The sequence below is a fragment of the Deinococcus metallilatus genome, from assembly GCF_004758605.1.
Classification (GTDB): Bacteria; Deinococcota; Deinococci; order Deinococcales; family Deinococcaceae; genus Deinococcus; species Deinococcus metallilatus.
Genome location: NZ_CP038510.1, coordinates 623,241 through 639,878, shown reverse-complemented (window position 1 = coordinate 639,878; position 16,638 = coordinate 623,241). Strand labels below are relative to the sequence as shown.

The following is a 16,638-nucleotide window of genomic DNA, read 5'->3' as shown; positions in this document are numbered from 1 at the left end:
TCAGTACCCCAGCGCCACGTTGCCACCCAGCGGAACGAGGCGTTTGTCGCTGTGCGCGTCCAGGTCGTCGGCGCGGTAGAGCTTGTGCATCTGGTACCCGGCCCGCAGGCGCGGATTCGCCTTGACGGCCGCGGTGATCGCGTCGAGCACCGCCCGGTCGCCGTCGCGGGCCCGGCTCCACTCGGGGTGCAGCCACACGGTCGCGTCCTCCCGCAACCCCGCCAGGGTGCCCAGCCCGGCGGCGATGTCCCCCGGCTCGTGCACGATGATCTTCACCTCGTCGGCGCGGGCGACCACCTCGGGAAGGGGCCGCTGTCCGGCGGGCTTGGGCGAGAGCGCGACCCAGTCGAGGTCGCCGCGCAGGGGCGCGATGCCGCTCGTCTCGATATGGATACGGCGGCCCAGCCGGTGCAGCTCGTCCGTCAGGGGCCGCAGGTCAAAGAGGATGGGCTCGCCCCCCGTGACGACCACAAGAGCCCCGTCCGGGCTCTCCTCAGCCACGGCCCGCGTGATCTCGGAGGCGTCAAGGAGGCTCACGCTCGCCGGACGGTACGCCGGGTGCCAGGTGCCCGCACTGTCGCACCAGGGGCAGGCCTGTGGGCAGCCGTACAGCCGCACGAAGTAGGCCGCGCGCCCCAGGTGGACCCCCTCGCCCTGCCAGGTGTAGAACCGCTCGTGGACCGGGTACTTCATTCCCAGTACTCGCAGCACGAGTCGGGCGTCTCCCACAGCGACACCTTGAGGCGCAGGTCCTCGCCCCCGTCGCCGGGAGAGAGGCTCTCCCGCACCCGGCGCAGCGTCTCGCGGTGCAGGTAGGCGGCGATCACCTCCGCCGTGGTGTCGTCCCCCAGGTCGGGGTGCTCGTTGAGGTAGGCATGGTCGAGGCCACCCTGCGCCACGTCCTTTTTCGCCCACTTCAGGGTCTTGAAGTCGGCCACCATGATGTCGCGCTGGACGTGCGCGCTCGGGCGCAATCTCTCCGAGGTCAGTTCCAGCCGCACGCGGTAGGTGTGACCGTGCAGCCGCCCGCAGGGGCCGTCGTACCCGGTGATGATGTGCGCGCTGTCGAAGGTGAACTCGGTCTGGAGCTTCCAGGGCACCTTCAGACTCCGCTTCGGTCGGGCGCGACGTAGCGGACCGTGCAGACGGTGTTGATGCCGCCGCGCACCCCGTAGTCACAGCGGATCTCCATACTCAGGGGATCGAGCAGCCGCACCAGGTCGGCCAGGACCCGGCGGGTGGCGTGCTCATGGAAGATGCCCACGAAGCGGTAGCTCGTCAGGTAATACTTCAGGCTCTTGAGTTCCACGCACTTCTCGCGCGGCAGGTAGCGAATCTCGAGCCGCCCGAAGTCCGGCAGCCCGCTCCAGGGGCACACCGGGCTGAACTCGTCCGTGGAGATCAGGATCTCCATCGGCTCCCCGGGGTAGGCGACCGGGTCGTCCTCCCGCACGTGGGGAAAAGTGCCGAGTATGGCAACGTCGATGGCTTCCAGGCCCTGTACGTCGTAACGACGATCAAAGCCCGCCTGAGCGGGTGCTTGCGTGGTCATATGGTCCTCCTGGGTTCCGTGCCCATACACGGAACAGATCAACAGAACAGGTCGATCCGCCCAGGAGTGTAATGGACGTGGGGGGCAGGAGCCAGGGACAGGCCAGGTGGCTTGCCAGGTCCTCGCCAAGGGGCCCGTACTCGGCTCCTCGCGGCTGCGCTTCCTCCTCCGCCTGCGTCTCTAGCCCCTGCCGCCGACGCGCGAACAGCAGGCAGATCACCTCGCCCTGCTCCTCCCGCGTGTTCAAGCTCTCCCTGAGTGGCCGGGCAGTCTGAGCCATCGCGCCAGGGCCGCTGCGTCCGCTGGTCAGGGCTCGGCTGCTGGAGCAAACACCTGCACTTGCGCCTTGGACACCACCATCACCCGCATGCCACGCTCCAGCAGCGTCACCGGGCAGCTCGCCGCAGTTGATCGCCTGCATCGGCACCGCCACCGGACGAAGGTTGCCTGGGCGGCTGCCCACCGGCTCGACGTCCTGGGGGAGCTGTCTTCCTGAAAGACCCTGGCTGTCAGCGGCAGCACTCCCCGTCATGCTTCCGCGCGTGCTTCAGACGGACGGACACGTTCGACATGCTCACCTCCGCCAGCCTTCGAGAACCGGGCGGTTGCCAGGCAAGCCGTCTTCGAGTTCATCGAGGTTTCCTGCAACCGCCAGCATTGAGGAACGGTACGAAGCTGCCAGAACCTCGAACCAAAATGCAAGAGCTACGGAATCAGACCACCAAACCATGACCTTGCCGTTCTGATCGGCTTCAGGTCAGGCCAATGGTCACGGTCAGGTGACAGGCTGGCTTGCCGTCCCGCTGGCAGGCAACCCGTTCTGCGGGCAGGCCGGTAGCGAGCGTGAGGACCCTGGGGGCGATGTCACAGACCGCCTCGAACCGGCAGCCAGCCGCGAGGTAGGGGCAGTTGTAGGCCCGCAACTCCCACCCACCCGGCGTCCGCTCAAGATCGCTGAGGCTTCCCCCCAGGTTGAGGCGCCGCGCAGCGACCAGGATACGCTCCTCCGGGTCTAGGTTCTCGAGTTGTGGCCGAATCTGATCCGCCAGCCGCTTGACCACGCTGCCAACGAGGGGTTCGAGCAAGGCCTGGGCCTCGGCTTCTGCGAGCACGAGTTCGAGGAGTTGGGCGTAGTACTTCGGGAAAAGCGTTTCGGCCACTTCCGTCAGGCCATACAGCCTGGCCGGGCGACCCGCACCCTCGCCGGGTTGATCCTGCACCGGGCGGACGAAGCCCTCGCGTTCAAGCGCCTGGAGGTGGTGCCGAACGGCGTTCTCGCTGAGCGCAAGGGCAGCCATGAGGTCCCGGATACTCGTCGGCCCGGTCCTTTTCAGGTGTTCGCAGAGGCGCTGCCTCGGTTCCATTTCCACAATTTACACCATTGAAACAGGAGAAATAGGAGCCTACCCTCAGGACACCCCAGAGGATGGCCGGGCGCGCGGATCCAAGACGCGCTCCCAACCGAAATCAGGCTCAACACGCCGCCCACGCCGCTCGGACCAAGGAGAACTGATGTTGACATCCGAAAGGCAGCCTTCCATCCTCCCAGGAAACCCTCCCCGACAGCATCAGCACCTGGGCGGGCTGAGTGAACTCACCCAGAGCTGGCTCGAGGCTATCGGTGAAGACCCTGAGCGCGAGGGCCTGCGGAAGACGCCACAACGTGTCGCCAAAGCCTGGGACTTCATCACACGCGGTTATCAACAGGAGCTGGCCACGGTCGCCAACGGTGCGGTCTTCCAGGTGGAAGGCTCCGAGATGGTGATTGTCAAAGACATCGAGTTCTACTCCATGTGCGAACACCACATGCTGCCCTTCTTCGGTCGTGCACACATCGGCTATCTCCCCAACGCAAAAATCCTCGGTCTCTCGAAGTTCGCGCGGATCACGGACATGTTTGCCCGCCGCCTGCAAGTCCAGGAACGCCTCACGGCGCAGATTGCACAGGCGGTCCAGGAACTCCTCGAACCCAGCGGCGTGGGCGTCGTGCTCGAAGGCATCCACCTGTGTATGGCCATGCGGGGTGTGGAAAAGCAACACTCGGCGACCGTCACCACCTCGGTCTTTGGCCTGTTCCGTGAAGACTCGAACACACGAAAGGAGTTCATGCAAGCCATCCACCAACGCTGAAGGAACGACGTATCACGTGCCGCCAGCGCCGACTCACCATGCCAGGCTTCCTCCCCGGGAGAAGAGAGGGCTTCCTATGAAAGAGTCCACCGTTCGAAAGATCAGCCTCGCGTTTGGAGCGGTTTACCTGCTGATCGGCCTCCTGGGATTCATCCCTGGGGTGACCGTTCCTTCGCAGCGGCCGGACGCCGTGCCCGGCGAAGGTCTGCTGTTAGGAATATTTGCCGTGAACGTCATCCACAACCTTGCCCACCTCGCTCTGGGCGCAGTCCTCGTCTGGGCGGGCACTCTCGCGGCCCATCCTCTCGCCGTCAACCGCTTCATGGCCGTCGTCTTTCTCGTGCTGTTCGTGGGGAGCTTTATCGCGCCCATCGTTGAGGGTGTGAACCTTAATCCAGCCGATAGTCTCTTGCATCTCGCGAGCGCCCTCCTGACCGGTTATCTGGGTTTCCAACGTCCTCGAGCGCTCTCTGCCGGTTGAGGCAACGATGCCGGGCCTGGAGTGAAACCTGGGGCTGTCAGCCGTGCGAAAGAATCCAACTTCCGAGATCACGCATATCCGCTGAATAAGGAGGAACCCCTCATGCCTCACCACAACTCCGTTTTGGGTCCTTTCCTGTTGACAGGCGTGTGTTTGGCAAGCGTAGGGGCTGCTGTGGCCCCAACGCAGGTCTACACTTTCAAGCACAATGCCGTCCCCAATGATCCGAAAGCGAGCGGCCGAGCCGTCGTGCGGGCCATTGACGCCAGCACCAGCGAGACGACCCTGACGTTGACGGGACTGACACCCAACAAAGCGTACGCGGCTCACTACCACGCCCTGGGGCCGCAAGCGAACGCAGACCCCTGCATGACCAACGGACCGGTGACCCTGGGCTTCCCTCCATTCACGGCGAGTGCCGCTGGACGAGCCACGGTGAAACTGACAGCACCCACCTCGAAAGTCGCGGGCAACGCGGGGGCCTACATCAATGTTCACGCCGCCGATGACCTTAATGTGATTCCCCTGTGTGCAGCGATTCGCCAAACCAATCCGGGCACACTCACCTCACCCGCCCCCAAAAAGGTTGCCAGTGTCATGATTGCGGACAACCTGTTCCAGCCCGCGACGCTCACGGTGGAGGTGGGAACGACCGTGACCTGGAAGCACCAGGGCGCTGCCGTGCACAACGTGATCTCACTGGCCGACCCATCGCTTCACTCGAGCGACCTGGGAAAGGGTGAAAGCTACAGCTACACGTTCAATAAGGCGGGAACGTACGCGTACTACTGTTCTTATCACGAGGGGATGAACGGCACGATTATCGTGAACGATGAGAAAGGAAGGAAGTAAGGATGATGGGAAGAACTGTTGTTGCGGGGCTGGCTATGACTTCGTTGCTCAGTGCCTGCACCATGATGGGTCAGCCGAAAACCTTCACGTTCAGACACAACCCCATTGCGGCTGATCCCCAGGCCGCTGGCTCAGCGCAAGTGATGACGCAGGCGGGCGGCATGGTGACCACGACGCTCACGCTGACGGGCCTTACGCCCGGAAAGACCTACGCGGCGCACTACCATGCCTTCGGGCCGGACTCCAACACTGACCCCTGCGCCTCGAACGGTCCGGTCACCGTCGGGTTCCCCAGTTTCACCGCCGATGCTGCCGGTCGCGCGTCCACCACGGTCACCAGCGAGATGGCGAAGATTGCGGGGGATCAGGGCGCGTACATCAACGTGCACTACGGTGACGACCTCAAGGTTGTTCCGGTTTGCGCGCCCTTGAAGATGACCAAAGGGTAAGCCAGCCGCGCGGATGCCTGCTGTGTAATCCTCGCCGCGTCGTCTGCTGTCCAGTTCATCCCACAGTCGGGCCGTCGGGCTTCACGGCCTGGACGGCCTGACCCTTTGTCGAAGCGTCATGGAGAAGTCAGCAGCGACGCGCCGGTTGAAACCGAGCAGCAAGCGCGACCCAACGGCTGGAAGAACGGCGGGGAGCGCGTCGTCCCTCAGCACCACCGCTTCCAGCGGCGCGGCCCAGCCCAGGTTGTTCACGGGGTTTACGTTGCCCCTCGTCGTGAAGACCGCGCAGACGTATCGAAAGGACTTCACAAATGGCCCACGCTTCCGCTGGCTTGCCCTCCGGCACGACGACTTCCCACTGGGCGCGGCCCATGCCCACCTTCCCGCCGCTTGGCGGCGACCTCCAAACGGACACTGTGGTCGTGGGTGCCAGCATCGTCGGCCTCACCACGGCATACTTGCTCGCCCGGGAGGGAGGGCATGTGGTGCTGCTCGAACGGGACGAGATTGGGAGCGGTGAGACGGCCCGCACGTCCGCACAACTGACAGCCAGCCTGGATTTCCGGTACTTCGAGCTGGCCAGCATCCACGGCGAGGAAAGGACACGGCTGATCGCGCAGAGCCACTCAGCCGCCATCGACGAAATAGAGCGGATCGCCCGTGAAGAGGACATCGGGTGTGACTTCCTCCGGGTGCCGGGTTTCCTATTCGCGCCACCCGATCAGCGTGAGGACCTCCTGCACGAACACGAACTGGGGGCCATGCAGAACGCCGGTCTGAAGGTGCGACTGGTGAAGCCGCCTGCCGGGACGAGGCATCTGGGACCCTGCGTGCGACTGGAAGACCAGGGCGCTTTTCACCCCGTCCCTGTCGATGTGGCAGACGAGGGTTGATGGACCCCGGGGATGGACTCACCCCGTCTCCTTACAGGAGGGAACACGAGATGAACCGCTTCATGTTCGCGACGGGCATCGAGAACAGCGATCCGACACTTCAGGGCGGGCGCGTGCGAGTGGACCAGATGCGGGACTGCGGGCACGACGAACACTACGAGCTGGACTTCGACCTCGCCCTGGAGATCGGCGTCAACGCCCTGCGCTACGGTGCTCCCCTCCACCGAACATTCGTTGGTCCCGGGCGGTACGACTGGTCCTTCCCGGACGCGACCTTCGGGGCGCTCAGGCGGCGGAACCTCACGGTCATCGCGGACCTGTGCCACTTCGGGGTGCCGGACTGGCTCGGCGATTTCCAGAATCCGGACTTCCCGGAGCTGTTCGCGCAGTACGCGGGGGCGTTCGCGCACCGTTACCCCTGGATTCAGCTGTACACCCCGGTCAATGAGATGTACATCTGCGCCCTCTTCAGCGGAAAGTACGGCTGGTGGAACGAGGAGCTCACCACGGACCGGGGCTTTGTCACGGCCCTGAAGCATCTCGTGCGGGCTAACGTCCTGGCCATGCACGCGATCCTCGGCGTGCGTCCGGACGCCCTGTTCATCCAGAGCGAGTCCACCGAGCAGTTCCACGCCCGCGTGCCGGAGGTGCTGGCCCAGGAAGCTTTCCTCAACGAGACGCGGTTTCTGTCCCTGGACCTGAACTACGGGCGGGACGTGAGCGCGAGGATGCTCGAATACCTGCTGGACAATGACCTCTCCCACCAGGAGTACACGTTTTTCCTGAAGCATCAGCTCAAGCCGCACTGCGTGATGGGGAACGACTATTACGCGACGAACGAGCATTGCGTGTTCCCGGACGGGCATCTGGAAGCCTCCGGGGACGTGTTCGGGTATGCCCTCATCACCCGGGAGTACTTTGAGCGCTACCGGCTGCCGGTCATGCACACCGAGACGAACGCGCCCCAGGGACCTCGCGGAAGAGAGGCCGTCGACTGGCTGACCAAGGTCTGGGCCAATGTCCTGAAGATCCGGAATGACGGCGTGCCGGTGATGGGCTTCACGTGGTACTCGCTGACCGACCAGATGGATTGGGACACTGGGCTGCGGGAGCGAAACCTGCGCCCCTACCCGGTGGGGCTGTACGACCTGGAGCGGCGCGTGCGTCCGGTGGGCACGGCCTACCGTGATCTCATCCGGGCGTGGCAGGGCGTGCTGCCCACCCAGAGTGCCGCCCTCATCCTGCCGCTCGCGCTCTCCGCCACACCGGCGCAGGGGGACCGACGATCCTTCCATCTGGAGTGACCCACAGGTCAGCCTGCTGGGGCTTGTCCGGTGGCTCTTCATATTCGGCTCGTGACTGCGTCGACGTGACAAGTTGTCGTGGCGGGAGACCAAGTGAAGGGTAACCTGGTTCATCTTATTTCTCCCCCTGTCCTGTCCGTCCCTCTGAAGGTAAATCCTACAATTCCGAGTGAATTGGTTGACTTTGGTGAGCCAGCTTCCTAGAGTGCTGGTCATGGTTCGCCCTGTCTCCCTCGCGCTCCTCAGCCTCGGCCTCACCAGTGCAGCGCTCGCCGCCCCGAAAGACCCCGTCAAGTTCGCCGTGACTCTGGAGCAGATGCGCGGCCACTACGACGCCAGCCTGCTGAACTACCGCAATGGCGACCTCGCCATGGCAGCCAAGCACGCCAAGCATCCCGCCAATGAGCTGTACGCGGCGGTTCGCGGTGACCTGACGCCCGCCCTGCAGAAGAGATTCACAGCCGACTACGCCCTGATCAATCAGACCCTCGCGGCGAAGAAGCCCTACGCGGAGTACCAGAAGGTCATGAATACCTTCTCCGCTGACGTGGATGCTGCCCTCGCCACCCTCGGTGCCACACGCAATGACCCGAAGTTCGCCGCGCAGGTGATCGCGCAGATTCTGGAGAACGCCGAACACGAGTACGAGGAAGGCGTGCAGGGTGGGAAGGTCACGAACCTCGCGGAGTACCAAGACGCGATCTACTACGTCGCCCGCGCCCGGATGTGGTTCGACCGCAATGCGCGCGGCTTCCCCCAGCACCAGCGCGAGAAGACGACCCAGGCGTTCAAGGACGCCACCGCTGTCATCGCCAGGAAGGGTGACGTGAAGGCCCTCGAGCAGGCCGTCGACCAGGCGAAGGAAGAACTCGCGGAGATCAGCGGCGTGCAGCAGGCCGCCGCGAGCAGCAACGCCACGTATTTCGCCAACATCGACCGGCTCCTGGGGGCGGCCAAGAGCCACTACGCGGGCGGCATGGGCGACGATGCCGAGGAAGCCCTGATTGACGCGTACCTCGATAACTTCGAGTACCTCGAAGGCCCGCTCGCGAAGAAGGACAAAGCCCTGGAAACGAAGCTCGAGAAAACGCTGCGTGAGGACCTGCGCACCCTGCTGAAGAGCAAGCCCAGCGCCCAGAAGTTCAGCGCGGCCGTCGACGCTGCCCTCGTGGACTTGAAGAAGGCCCGCGCGCTGCTCGGGGAGTAAGCATGAGGCGCTTCCTCGTCCTGCTGGTGGCCCTGCTGGGCGTGGCCCTTGCCGCGCCAGGACAGGTGGACGTGACGGCCGAACTCCGCACGGCGCACGACCTCGTGGCCCAGAGCCTGCGCGAGTACGCCTCAGGCAAGAGCGGGGACGCCTTCAAGACCGCCCGCTCGGCGTACCTCGATCACTTTGAGTATGCCGAGCCGCCCCTGCGCGTCCTGAACCCCGACCTGATTCTCGAGATGGAGTACCGCTTCGCGGACCTGCGCAACGGCATGAAGAGCGGGGCGAGCCTGGGCGAGCTGCGCGCCATTGCGGGCGACATCGACGACAGCCTGCGCAAGGCCGAGAGCATCGTGAACGGAACAGGTGTTCTCGCACCCACCCTGGCCGCCACGGGCGGCTTCACGATCCTGTTCCGGGAAGGCCTGGAGGCGGCGCTGCTGATGGCGGCGATTCTCGCGTATCTCGCCAGCACCCGGAATGATCGCCTGCGGGGCGGCGTGTGGTGGGGGGCGGGCGCGGCCCTCGCCGCCACCGCCGTCACGTGGTTTGCCGCCACCTACCTGCTCTCCATCGCGCCCATCTCGCGCGAGCTGATCAGCGCCATCACGAGCGTCATCGCGGTGGTGGTCCTGTTCTCCCTGTCGTTCTGGATGCTCCAGCAGAGCGACCGCAAGCGTAGCGCGGAGTTCATGCGGGCGCGCGTGTCGCAGGCCGTGCAGAGCGGCAGCCTGGGGGCCGTCGCCCTCGTGACCTTCACGACCATCTACCGCGAGGGCTTCGAGACGGTGCTGTTCTACCAGGCGCTCGCGGTTGCGAGTGGTCCGGTCCTGGGGTACATGTACCTCGGCATCGCCCTCGCGGCTGTCGCGCTCGTGGCCGTGTTCGCGCTGATCTTCCGCCTGGGGCGGCGCCTGCCCACGCAGCGCCTCTTCCCGGTGCTGGTGACGGTCACCGCGCTCTTCGCCGTGGCGTTCGTCGGAAACGGGGTGCGCGCCTTTCAGGAGGCGGGCTGGCTGCCCGTTACCAACCTGTACGGGAAGGTGCCGACGCTCGACCCCAACGTCGCGGCCCTCACTGGCCTGCACCCCACCCTGGAAACGCTGGCGGCGCAACTGCTGCTGGTCCTGGTGTACGTCGTGGGGTTCGTCCTGTTCCGCTTGCGCGGGCAGCGCCGCCCGGAGCGGGAGGCGCACACGTGAGCGCGCCGCCGCAGAGGCACTGTCTTGACGACTGACGCCGCAGCGCCCAGCCTGCCTGTTCGTATCGGTATCGATGTGGGCGGCACCTTCACCAAGGGGGTCGCCCTCGACCCCGGTGGCGGCATCCTGGCGGTGTCCCACGTGCCCACCACCCACCGCCACCGGCTGGGTGTGGCGGCAGGGGTGCTCGAAGCTCTGCGCGCCCTCCTGCGCGACCTGCCGGGGGAAGCGTCACCCGTTCTGGTCGCACACTCGACCACCCAGGCCACGAATGCCCTGCTGGAGGGGGACACGGCCCTCGTCGGCATCCTCGCCCTGGGGGAGGCCCGCGACGAACGCCGCATCCAGAACCTCACCCGTCCCCCAGCAGGCTTGCGCGCCCTCCAGGCGTTTGTAGCGACCGACGCGCCGGAGTTCGACGCCCGGGTGCAGGCGGTGCTTGATGGCTGGCGTGATCAGCAGGTCGGCGCCGTTGCCGCGTCGCAGGCCTTCGGGGTGGACGACGCCGATTTCGAGCGGCGCGCTGGGGAACTCGCTCGGGCTGCGGGCTTTCCGGTGAGTCTGGGAAGTGAGCTGTCCGGTGCCTACGGGCTGGAGATGCGCACCCTGTCCGCCACCGTGAATGCCAGCATCCTCCCCACGATGGTCCGCACGGCGCGGCACGTGCGGGATGCCGTGTGCGAACTCCTGCCGCACGTGCCGCTCCTGATCGTGCGCGGGGACGGGGGTGCGGCCGACCTGCGCGCCTTTGAGGAGACGCCGCTGCATACCGTGGTGAGCGGTCCCGCGGCGAGCCTCGGCGGGGCCATTCTCGCGCACGGCGTGATGGACGGCGTGTTCTTCGAGGTGGGCGGCACCAGCACGAACATCGGCGTGATCAAGGACGGCCAGCCCGCCCTGAAGTACATGACCGTGATGGACGTGCCCACCGGCTTGCGCGCGGCAGACATCCGCATCGCGGGGGTGGCCGGGGGCAGCCTCGTCCGCCTGCGCGGGCGGCGGATCGAGGACGTCGGGCCGAGGAGTGCCCATATCGCGGGCCTCGCGTACGCGAGCTTCACACCGCTGGGTCGGCTCGCGGACGCCCAGATTGAACTGGTCGCCCCCAGCCCTGGCGATCCCGCCGACTACGCGGTGCTCCGGACGCCCGAAGGGACGCGCTTTGCCATCACCCCCACCTGCGCCGCGAACGCCCTGGGCGCGATTCCGGAAGGGGGGTACGCACACGCGCAGCCGGACAGCGCCCGCCTCGCGCTGGGGCTGCTCGGGCAGCACCTCGGGGCGAGCATGGAAGCGGCGGCGCAGGCGGTGCTGGAGGCCAGCGCGGAGAAGCTCACGCACACCGTGCAGGGCCTCGTGCGCGAGTACGGGTTGCGCGGCACGCCCCTGTATGGCGGGGGCGGCGCGGCCAGCGTGCTCGGTCCGGTGGTCGCCCGCCGCCTGAAGGTGCCCTTCGTTCCGATTCCGCATAGTGACGTGATCTCGTCCATCGGGGCGGCCCTCGCCGTCATCCGGGTGGAACGTGAGCGCAGTGTCACCCGCCAGGACCCCACCGTCGCGGACCTGCTCGAACGCGAGGTGGGCGACGAGGCGGTGCGGCTCGGGGCGGACCCCGCCTCGCTGCGGGTCGAAACCGAGTACAGCGCCCGCGAGGGCCGCCTGCGGGCCGTGGCGACCGGCGCCCATCCCCTGAGTGCCCGCACCCGTCCCCTCGACGCGGACGAGTTACAGCAGCAGGCCCGGCAGGTGCTGGGCGATCAGGCACACCTGGTGTTCGGTGGGACCCACCACACGCTGTTCGTCGCCTCCCGTATCCGGCGCGGACTGCTGCGCCGCGTCGAACAGCACGCGGCCCTCGTGCTTGATGGGCGGGGCGTGCGGCTGCTGCGCTTCGAGGACGCGCAGGTCCTCACCGGCCGCCCTCATGAGGCGCTGGAACGGTTGCGGGCCCTGCTCTCCGGGCGAGCGGTCGCGCCGCACGTCGCGGCCCTGACCGCCTCCCGGCTGCGGGACTACGCGCACCTGCACGACCCGGTGTTGCTGCTGCGGCAACTCGCGGAGAACCTCCGCCTGGAGAGCCAGGTGGCCCTCATCGTCGAGCAGTGAGCGTCACGCGGCAGGGAGCGATCAGGACGGCCTGCCTTGGCGCCATGCCCCCAAGAAGGAGAATCAACCGGATGCTGTACCGCCGTCAACGCAAGCTGTCCCCCCTGCTCGTCACCGCCGCGGCCCTCGTGGGGCTGGCACTGGGCTTCGTCGCAGGGCGCGCCACCGCGCCCGAGCCGACCCTCGCCAGCCTGGTGGGGCCAGAGGTGGAGCACGTCCGCCAGGCCTCCGGCGCGCTGGAGATCGTCCCGCTGGAGTACGCCCGCGCGCAGCAGGGCAACACCAGCAGCCTCGCTGCGGCCCGGAGTGCTGCCCGGCAGGCGCAATCGGAACTGGACGCGGCGACGCTACTGCGGCAACTGAACCCGGGCGGGTTCCGTGAGGCGCAGGCGGCCCTGGTGGCCCTCACCAGCGCCATCGACGCCCACCGCAGCGCCGACGTCGTGCAGGCGGACGCGACGCGCGCGCAGGCCGCACTGCGGGAGCTTCAAGCGATCGGCACGCCCTGACCGCGGCAGGTCTACCTGTACGGCTTCGACCTGACAAGCGGGCGCCAGCTTTACCGGACGCCAGTCACCACCCTGCTGAACACGAAAACACTGCTGTCGGCAGAACCCACCCGCTTCTGCCCCGGTTCACAGGGTGGGGCAGAGTGGAACGGCCCGGCGGATGACCCCAGGCAGAATCTGCTGTTCACGGGTGAAGTCGATTGGTGTACCCCCGTGGCTGGCCCCCGAATCGGAGATCTGGCGGGTCTGCTGATGCTCACCCTGCCCAGGCTGCGGGCGCAGCGGAGGGAAGTGGAGCGCAGCACCCTCGCGGACGTGCGGGACGGCACGGCGCGGTTGTGGCGGGATGCGCCGATCCGCTTCGCGCTCTTGATGGAACTGGTAGCCGCCGTCGCGGGCGCGCTGATTCTGGTGGTGACAGTGGTGCGGGTGCAGGGGGGGCTGAACCTGGGGGTGGGGGAGGCGCAGTACGGCTGGGTGATGGCGCTCTACGGCCTGGGGGCCACGGTCGCCTCGCTCGCGGTGGGGGCGGCAGGAAGGCGCGTGCCGAGGACGGCCTTCATCCTGGTGGGGGCGCTGCTCACGTCGCTGGCGATCCTGCCCGCGGACGTGGTGTCGCTGGCGCCGTTGATGGCGCTGTGGCTGGTGGCGGGGGTCGGGCAGAACTGGGTGAACCTGCCGACCGAGACGCTGCTCGCCGAGCGCACCGAGGAGGCCGCACAGGGGCGGGTGTATGGGGCGCACTTCGCGTGGAGTCACCTGTGGTGGGCCTTCTCCTACCCGGTGGCGAGCTTCCTGAGCGCGCGGTTTGCGGATCATGCCTTCCTGTACGGTGGCCTGCTGGCGCTGGTGATCTTGGCCGCCGTGGTTGTGGCCTCCCGTGGCGCGGTGGGTCCTGCGGTCAATCCGACCTCCTCCACAGATTGATGGAGGGGTTACCCCAACGGCACGACCTCAAACTTCCCGACCTGGACGCCGGGCAGCAGCAGCGTATGTGGCAGTCATACCGGAATAGCCGCAAGGGGCTCGACACGACCAGTTGGCTGCCGCTGACGCTGCTCATCCCACGGCGCCTCATCCGAGGGCGTGCGCCAGGTCAAGGAGTAGAATATGTAAGCTAAACACTTTTATTATTTCAGACGTTCACGGCATGGCCACCAACCAGCACCACGGTTAGCATGGAAGTCGCCGCCTTGCCCCCTCTGGCGCCCTTTCAAACACGCTCTGAGTCCGGGTGGGCCCACGCGGTCCCGTCCGCACGGCTCAGTCCGGCCCGTAGCCGCCTTCCGCTGGACAGTCCAGATGTCCCCAGGAGACTCCGATGAACAAGTGCCGCGCCGCCCTGCTGCTCGCCCTCGGTTTCGCTTCCCCCGCGTCGGCGGGTGGAGGGGGTGGCCTCCACGCACGCTACGTCTGCGCCGGGAACATTCGCATTCAGGCCACCTATGCTGGCCCGCACGCCCGGGTGGTGGTCGGCGGGCGGGTGCTGGAGATGAATCAGGCCGCCTCCGGCTCGGGAGCCCGCTACGTGGGAGCGGGGTACACTTGGTGGATCAACGGCCGGACCGCCGAACTTTACCGGGGTGAGTCCCTGGGGGCGATCACGTCCCTGCACCAGTGCCAGGAGGGCTGAAGCCCGGGCGCCCACGTGTCCGGCGCAAGGACTTCAACTTGAAGGCATTGACGCGGCTCCTGACCACACCCCGGGATGGGCTGACGGATGCTGACCAGCAGTTCGTGCAGGGGCGGTGCGAGCACTGCCCCCTTGTGAGTCAGGGCTACACCTTGATGCGCGTTCTAAGCGCATCTGCCCGGAAACGTCCATCAGTGATTCATTCAGGAAGTCCTGGCGAGACGGACTGTTCGAAATGACCTTCTCCCCATTGGCGCGTCTGACTGTGGCCGCTCTTGACCGGATAGACCGCTGGGACGACATTCTGTTCCAGCCCGCACCGCCCTAACCACTCTCGAGGACAGGGGCCAGCGTGAGACGCAGGACGTACACCTCCCCAGTCGCGTCCTCCTGCAAGGCCTGATATTTCACATGCAGGTCATGCAGGTCACGCTGGAGCCGCTTGGCACTCGCTTTGGAGAGGTATAGGGGCGCTGTATTGTCCCACACGGCGGGCACGTCGTCTTGCAGCAGCCACGGCTGCATCCCGCGTGCTGGCGAAGCGGGCCGCACCGGCAGGAGCGCGTGACTCTTGAGGCCCTCCTCATCACCGTACGTGTACAGCCCGAACCACCGGGGGTCCTCGGCCAGGGTGCTCCATGCCCGTGTCAGCAGCGACAGGACCGAGCGGCGCGTGTTGTCCAGGGAGGATTCGTACAGCGCATGAATGGACTCGGCCGAAGTCGAGGCGAACGGCACGAAGTAGCCCGGCGACGAGGACCGGTAATACCGAATGGCCCGTCCGCCCCGCGGCTGAGTGCGGGTCACTTCCAGCAGGCCCAGGCGGAGCAGCTTGTTCACCTGGTACAGCATGGCGTTCTTCGTGACGCCCAGCTCCGCAGCCACGTCGGTCACCCGCCGCTCCCGCCAGATGAACGGCTCGAAGTATCGCCGTGCCTGCGCGTCCGCGAGGATTCGTGCTGCCTCGGGGTCGTCCAGGCGTTGCCATACCCTGGGTGAATCGTCCCGTGTCATTTGTACCAGGGTACCGCGCACCCTGCGTCCCAGGAGGACGCCATGTTCACCGCGCTGACCCTTCCCAACTTCCGCCGGCTCTGGCTCGGCGAGGTGATCTCCCTCATCGGGGACCGTGCTTTGCTGCTCGCCCTGCCGTACTTCCTGTACCAGGAGACGGGCTCCACCCTCGCCACAGCCCTGCTCGCCCTGGCCTACTACCTGCCGGGCCTGCTGTTTAGCTCATTTGCGGGCGTGCTCGCGGACCGCTGGGACCGCCAGCACCTGCTGGTGTACACGCACCTGATCCAGGGGCTTGTGATGATGCTACTGCTGCTCGCTCCGCGGCCCGGCCTGGTGTGGGTCGCGTACGTGGTCACCTTCGTGGAGCTGACCGTCAGTACGCTGTCCACCCCGGTCGCGGGCGCCCTGCTCCCGTCCCTCGTCCCCCCGGAGGACCTGATGAAGGCCAACGCGGCGCTGTCCCTGGGCACGACGGGCGCGCGCTTAGTGGGCCCGCTGATCGGAGGCGTCCTCATCGCCAGCCTTGGCATTCCCGGTGTCGTGCTCTTTGATGCGGCGTCGTTCGTCGTCGCGGCCCTGAGCTTCCTGCGCCTCCAGGGATCGGCGCCCGCTGCGCCGGACCTCCCCATCCAGGCCGCCTCCCTGCTGCACACCTGGCGGGACCTGGGCCGCGAATGGCGCGAGGGGCTGAGCGTCATCCGGCGCAGCCCGGTCATCCTGACCCTGATGGCGGTCCTGAGCGTCACGAGTCTGGGCGGCACGCTGGTCGACCCGTTCTATACGCCGTTCCTGATCTCCGTCCTGCACGCCGACGCTCGGACCATCGGCCTGCTCAGCACCCTGGGTGGCCTCGGCGCGCTCCTGGGAAGCGCCGCGTCCGCCTGGCTGAGTGGGCGGGTTCCCCCACGCGCCCTGATCGCGTTCGGGACGCTCCTCGTCGGCAGCTTGATGCTGCGGATGTACAGCGGGTCGTCCCTGCCCCTCATGTTCGCCCTGGTGCCGCTCCTGGGTGTGCCGATGGTGATCTCGAACGTCGCCCTGGCAACCATGCTTCAGACGGTGACCCCGGACGCCTACCGGGGCCGGGTGTACGGCGCCCTGGGGACGACCAACGCCCTTGTGGGGGTGCTGGCCACGGCGACAGCGGGCCTGATCGGGCCACAGGTGGGGACCGTGCGGATGCTCGTCATCGCCGCGTGCATCACGCTGCTTGGGGGACTGGTGGCGCTCGTGTTCCTACCCGCCCGAACGGAAGAACCCGCCGTGGACGCCGGGCGGAGTCCACCGGCGGGCTGAGGTGGCC

The 16,638-nt window shown here is 66.8% G+C and carries 19 protein-coding genes; 14 read left to right on the top strand and 5 right to left on the bottom strand.

The genetic code is table 11. The features are described from left to right. The 3 genes from E5F05_RS02870 to queF are packed head-to-tail and all read right to left on the bottom strand — an operon-like array spanning position 1 to position 1,552. A complete protein-coding gene (locus E5F05_RS02870) occupies positions 1-711 on the bottom strand; it encodes a 7-carboxy-7-deazaguanine synthase QueE (protein ID WP_244944457.1) in 711 nt (236 codons plus the stop codon). After that, positions 690-1,100 (bottom strand): 6-pyruvoyl trahydropterin synthase family protein, encoded by a 411-nt coding sequence (locus E5F05_RS02865; RefSeq protein ID WP_138223700.1) that lies wholly within the window; start codon positions 1,098-1,100, stop codon positions 690-692. Before E5F05_RS02865 ends, E5F05_RS02870 begins: the two co-directional genes overlap by 22 nt. A gap of 2 nt (positions 1,101-1,102) precedes the next feature. Further along, positions 1,103-1,552, bottom strand: coding sequence for a preQ(1) synthase (queF, locus tag E5F05_RS02860; RefSeq protein ID WP_138223699.1), 450 nt, complete (start codon positions 1,550-1,552; stop codon positions 1,103-1,105). 346 nt (positions 1,553-1,898) lie between these two features. Here queF and E5F05_RS21135 point away from each other — a divergent pair, with 346 nt between their 5' ends. After that, complete coding sequence (locus E5F05_RS21135) at positions 1,899-2,048, top strand: hypothetical protein (RefSeq protein WP_171029489.1); 150 nt, start codon at positions 1,899-1,901, stop codon at positions 2,046-2,048. 256 nt (positions 2,049-2,304) lie between these two features. Here E5F05_RS21135 and E5F05_RS02855 read toward each other — a convergent pair whose 3' ends face one another. Continuing rightward, positions 2,305-2,850: a helix-turn-helix transcriptional regulator gene (locus E5F05_RS02855; RefSeq protein ID WP_244944456.1), complete on the bottom strand. Its 546-nt coding sequence runs from the start codon at positions 2,848-2,850 to the stop codon at positions 2,305-2,307. 214 nt (positions 2,851-3,064) lie between these two features. On the opposite strand from E5F05_RS02855, the gene folE reads away from it, so the two are divergent. The 12 genes from folE (at position 3,065) to E5F05_RS02795 (ending at position 14,318) form a co-directional block, all read left to right on the top strand. After that, positions 3,065-3,682 carry a GTP cyclohydrolase I FolE gene (gene folE / locus E5F05_RS02850; protein WP_138223697.1) on the top strand — a complete coding sequence of 206 codons (618 nt, stop codon included), beginning with the start codon at positions 3,065-3,067 and terminating at the stop codon, positions 3,680-3,682. A 76-nt stretch (positions 3,683-3,758) separates the two neighbouring features. Further along, positions 3,759-4,163: a DUF4383 domain-containing protein gene (locus E5F05_RS02845; protein WP_138223696.1), complete on the top strand. Its 405-nt coding sequence runs from the start codon at positions 3,759-3,761 to the stop codon at positions 4,161-4,163. Between the two features lie 102 nt (positions 4,164-4,265). Continuing rightward, entirely contained in the window at positions 4,266-5,015 is a 750-nt protein-coding gene (locus E5F05_RS02840; protein ID WP_138223695.1) for a cupredoxin domain-containing protein, read from the top strand. Between the two features lie 35 nt (positions 5,016-5,050). Then, the gene (locus E5F05_RS02835; protein ID WP_244944455.1) at positions 5,051-5,464 is read left to right on the top strand and encodes a CHRD domain-containing protein; all 414 of its coding nucleotides are present in this window, start codon (positions 5,051-5,053) and stop codon (positions 5,462-5,464) included. A 311-nt stretch (positions 5,465-5,775) separates the two neighbouring features. Then, entirely contained in the window at positions 5,776-6,357 is a 582-nt protein-coding gene (locus E5F05_RS02830) for an NAD(P)/FAD-dependent oxidoreductase (protein WP_138223693.1), read from the top strand. 50 nt (positions 6,358-6,407) lie between these two features. Continuing rightward, positions 6,408-7,661 (top strand): glycoside hydrolase family 1 protein, encoded by a 1,254-nt coding sequence (locus tag E5F05_RS02825; protein WP_138223692.1) that lies wholly within the window; start codon positions 6,408-6,410, stop codon positions 7,659-7,661. A gap of 214 nt (positions 7,662-7,875) precedes the next feature. Next, a complete protein-coding gene (locus tag E5F05_RS02820) occupies positions 7,876-8,868 on the top strand; it encodes a hypothetical protein (protein WP_138223691.1) in 993 nt (330 codons plus the stop codon). Between the two features lie 2 nt (positions 8,869-8,870). Further along, positions 8,871-10,070, top strand: a complete 1,200-nt coding sequence (locus tag E5F05_RS02815) for an FTR1 family iron permease (protein WP_138223690.1) — start codon at positions 8,871-8,873, stop codon at positions 10,068-10,070. A gap of 24 nt (positions 10,071-10,094) precedes the next feature. Beyond that, positions 10,095-12,176: a hydantoinase/oxoprolinase family protein gene (locus tag E5F05_RS02810; RefSeq protein ID WP_138223689.1), complete on the top strand. Its 2,082-nt coding sequence runs from the start codon at positions 10,095-10,097 to the stop codon at positions 12,174-12,176. A gap of 71 nt (positions 12,177-12,247) precedes the next feature. Continuing rightward, positions 12,248-12,685 carry a hypothetical protein gene (locus E5F05_RS02805; protein WP_138223688.1) on the top strand — a complete coding sequence of 146 codons (438 nt, stop codon included), beginning with the start codon at positions 12,248-12,250 and terminating at the stop codon, positions 12,683-12,685. Between the two features lie 213 nt (positions 12,686-12,898). Then, positions 12,899-13,612: an MFS transporter gene (locus tag E5F05_RS02800; RefSeq protein WP_244944454.1), complete on the top strand. Its 714-nt coding sequence runs from the start codon at positions 12,899-12,901 to the stop codon at positions 13,610-13,612. 394 nt (positions 13,613-14,006) lie between these two features. Continuing rightward, the gene (locus E5F05_RS02795; RefSeq protein ID WP_138223687.1) at positions 14,007-14,318 is read left to right on the top strand and encodes an MliC family protein; all 312 of its coding nucleotides are present in this window, start codon (positions 14,007-14,009) and stop codon (positions 14,316-14,318) included. Positions 14,319-14,642: 324 nt separating this feature from the next. On the opposite strand, the gene E5F05_RS02790 is transcribed toward E5F05_RS02795, so the two are convergent. After that, on the bottom strand, positions 14,643-15,332 hold the full coding sequence (locus E5F05_RS02790; protein ID WP_244944453.1) for an ArsR/SmtB family transcription factor: 690 nt from the start codon (positions 15,330-15,332) through the stop codon (positions 14,643-14,645). Between the two features lie 42 nt (positions 15,333-15,374). Between E5F05_RS02790 and E5F05_RS02785 the strand changes: the two genes are divergently transcribed. Continuing rightward, the gene (locus tag E5F05_RS02785; protein ID WP_138223685.1) at positions 15,375-16,631 is read left to right on the top strand and encodes an MFS transporter; all 1,257 of its coding nucleotides are present in this window, start codon (positions 15,375-15,377) and stop codon (positions 16,629-16,631) included. Positions 16,632-16,638: the final 7 nt, after the last annotated feature.

Bases quoted from the DNA above. Each gene is read 5' to 3' on its own strand.
- E5F05_RS02795 (WP_138223687.1), top strand. From the start codon at position 14,007: ATGAACAAGTGCCGCGCCGCCCTGCTGCTCGCCCTCGGTTTCGCTTCC.
- E5F05_RS02805 (WP_138223688.1), top strand. From the start codon at position 12,248: ATGCTGTACCGCCGTCAACGCAAGCTGTCCCCCCTGCTCGTCACCGCC.
- E5F05_RS02825 (WP_138223692.1), top strand. From the start codon at position 6,408: ATGAACCGCTTCATGTTCGCGACGGGCATCGAGAACAGCGATCCGACA.
- E5F05_RS02790 (WP_244944453.1), bottom strand. From the start codon at position 15,332: ATGACACGGGACGATTCACCCAGGGTATGGCAACGCCTGGACGACCCC.
- E5F05_RS02815 (WP_138223690.1), top strand. From the start codon at position 8,871: ATGAGGCGCTTCCTCGTCCTGCTGGTGGCCCTGCTGGGCGTGGCCCTT.
- E5F05_RS02820 (WP_138223691.1), top strand. From the start codon at position 7,876: ATGGTTCGCCCTGTCTCCCTCGCGCTCCTCAGCCTCGGCCTCACCAGT.
- E5F05_RS02785 (WP_138223685.1), top strand. From the start codon at position 15,375: ATGTTCACCGCGCTGACCCTTCCCAACTTCCGCCGGCTCTGGCTCGGC.
- queF (WP_138223699.1), bottom strand. From the start codon at position 1,552: ATGACCACGCAAGCACCCGCTCAGGCGGGCTTTGATCGTCGTTACGAC.
- E5F05_RS02830 (WP_138223693.1), top strand. From the start codon at position 5,776: ATGGCCCACGCTTCCGCTGGCTTGCCCTCCGGCACGACGACTTCCCAC.
- E5F05_RS02845 (WP_138223696.1), top strand. From the start codon at position 3,759: ATGAAAGAGTCCACCGTTCGAAAGATCAGCCTCGCGTTTGGAGCGGTT.
- folE (WP_138223697.1), top strand. From the start codon at position 3,065: ATGTTGACATCCGAAAGGCAGCCTTCCATCCTCCCAGGAAACCCTCCC.
- E5F05_RS02855 (WP_244944456.1), bottom strand. From the start codon at position 2,850: ATGGCTGCCCTTGCGCTCAGCGAGAACGCCGTTCGGCACCACCTCCAG.
- E5F05_RS02840 (WP_138223695.1), top strand. From the start codon at position 4,266: ATGCCTCACCACAACTCCGTTTTGGGTCCTTTCCTGTTGACAGGCGTG.
- E5F05_RS02835 (WP_244944455.1), top strand. From the start codon at position 5,051: ATGACTTCGTTGCTCAGTGCCTGCACCATGATGGGTCAGCCGAAAACC.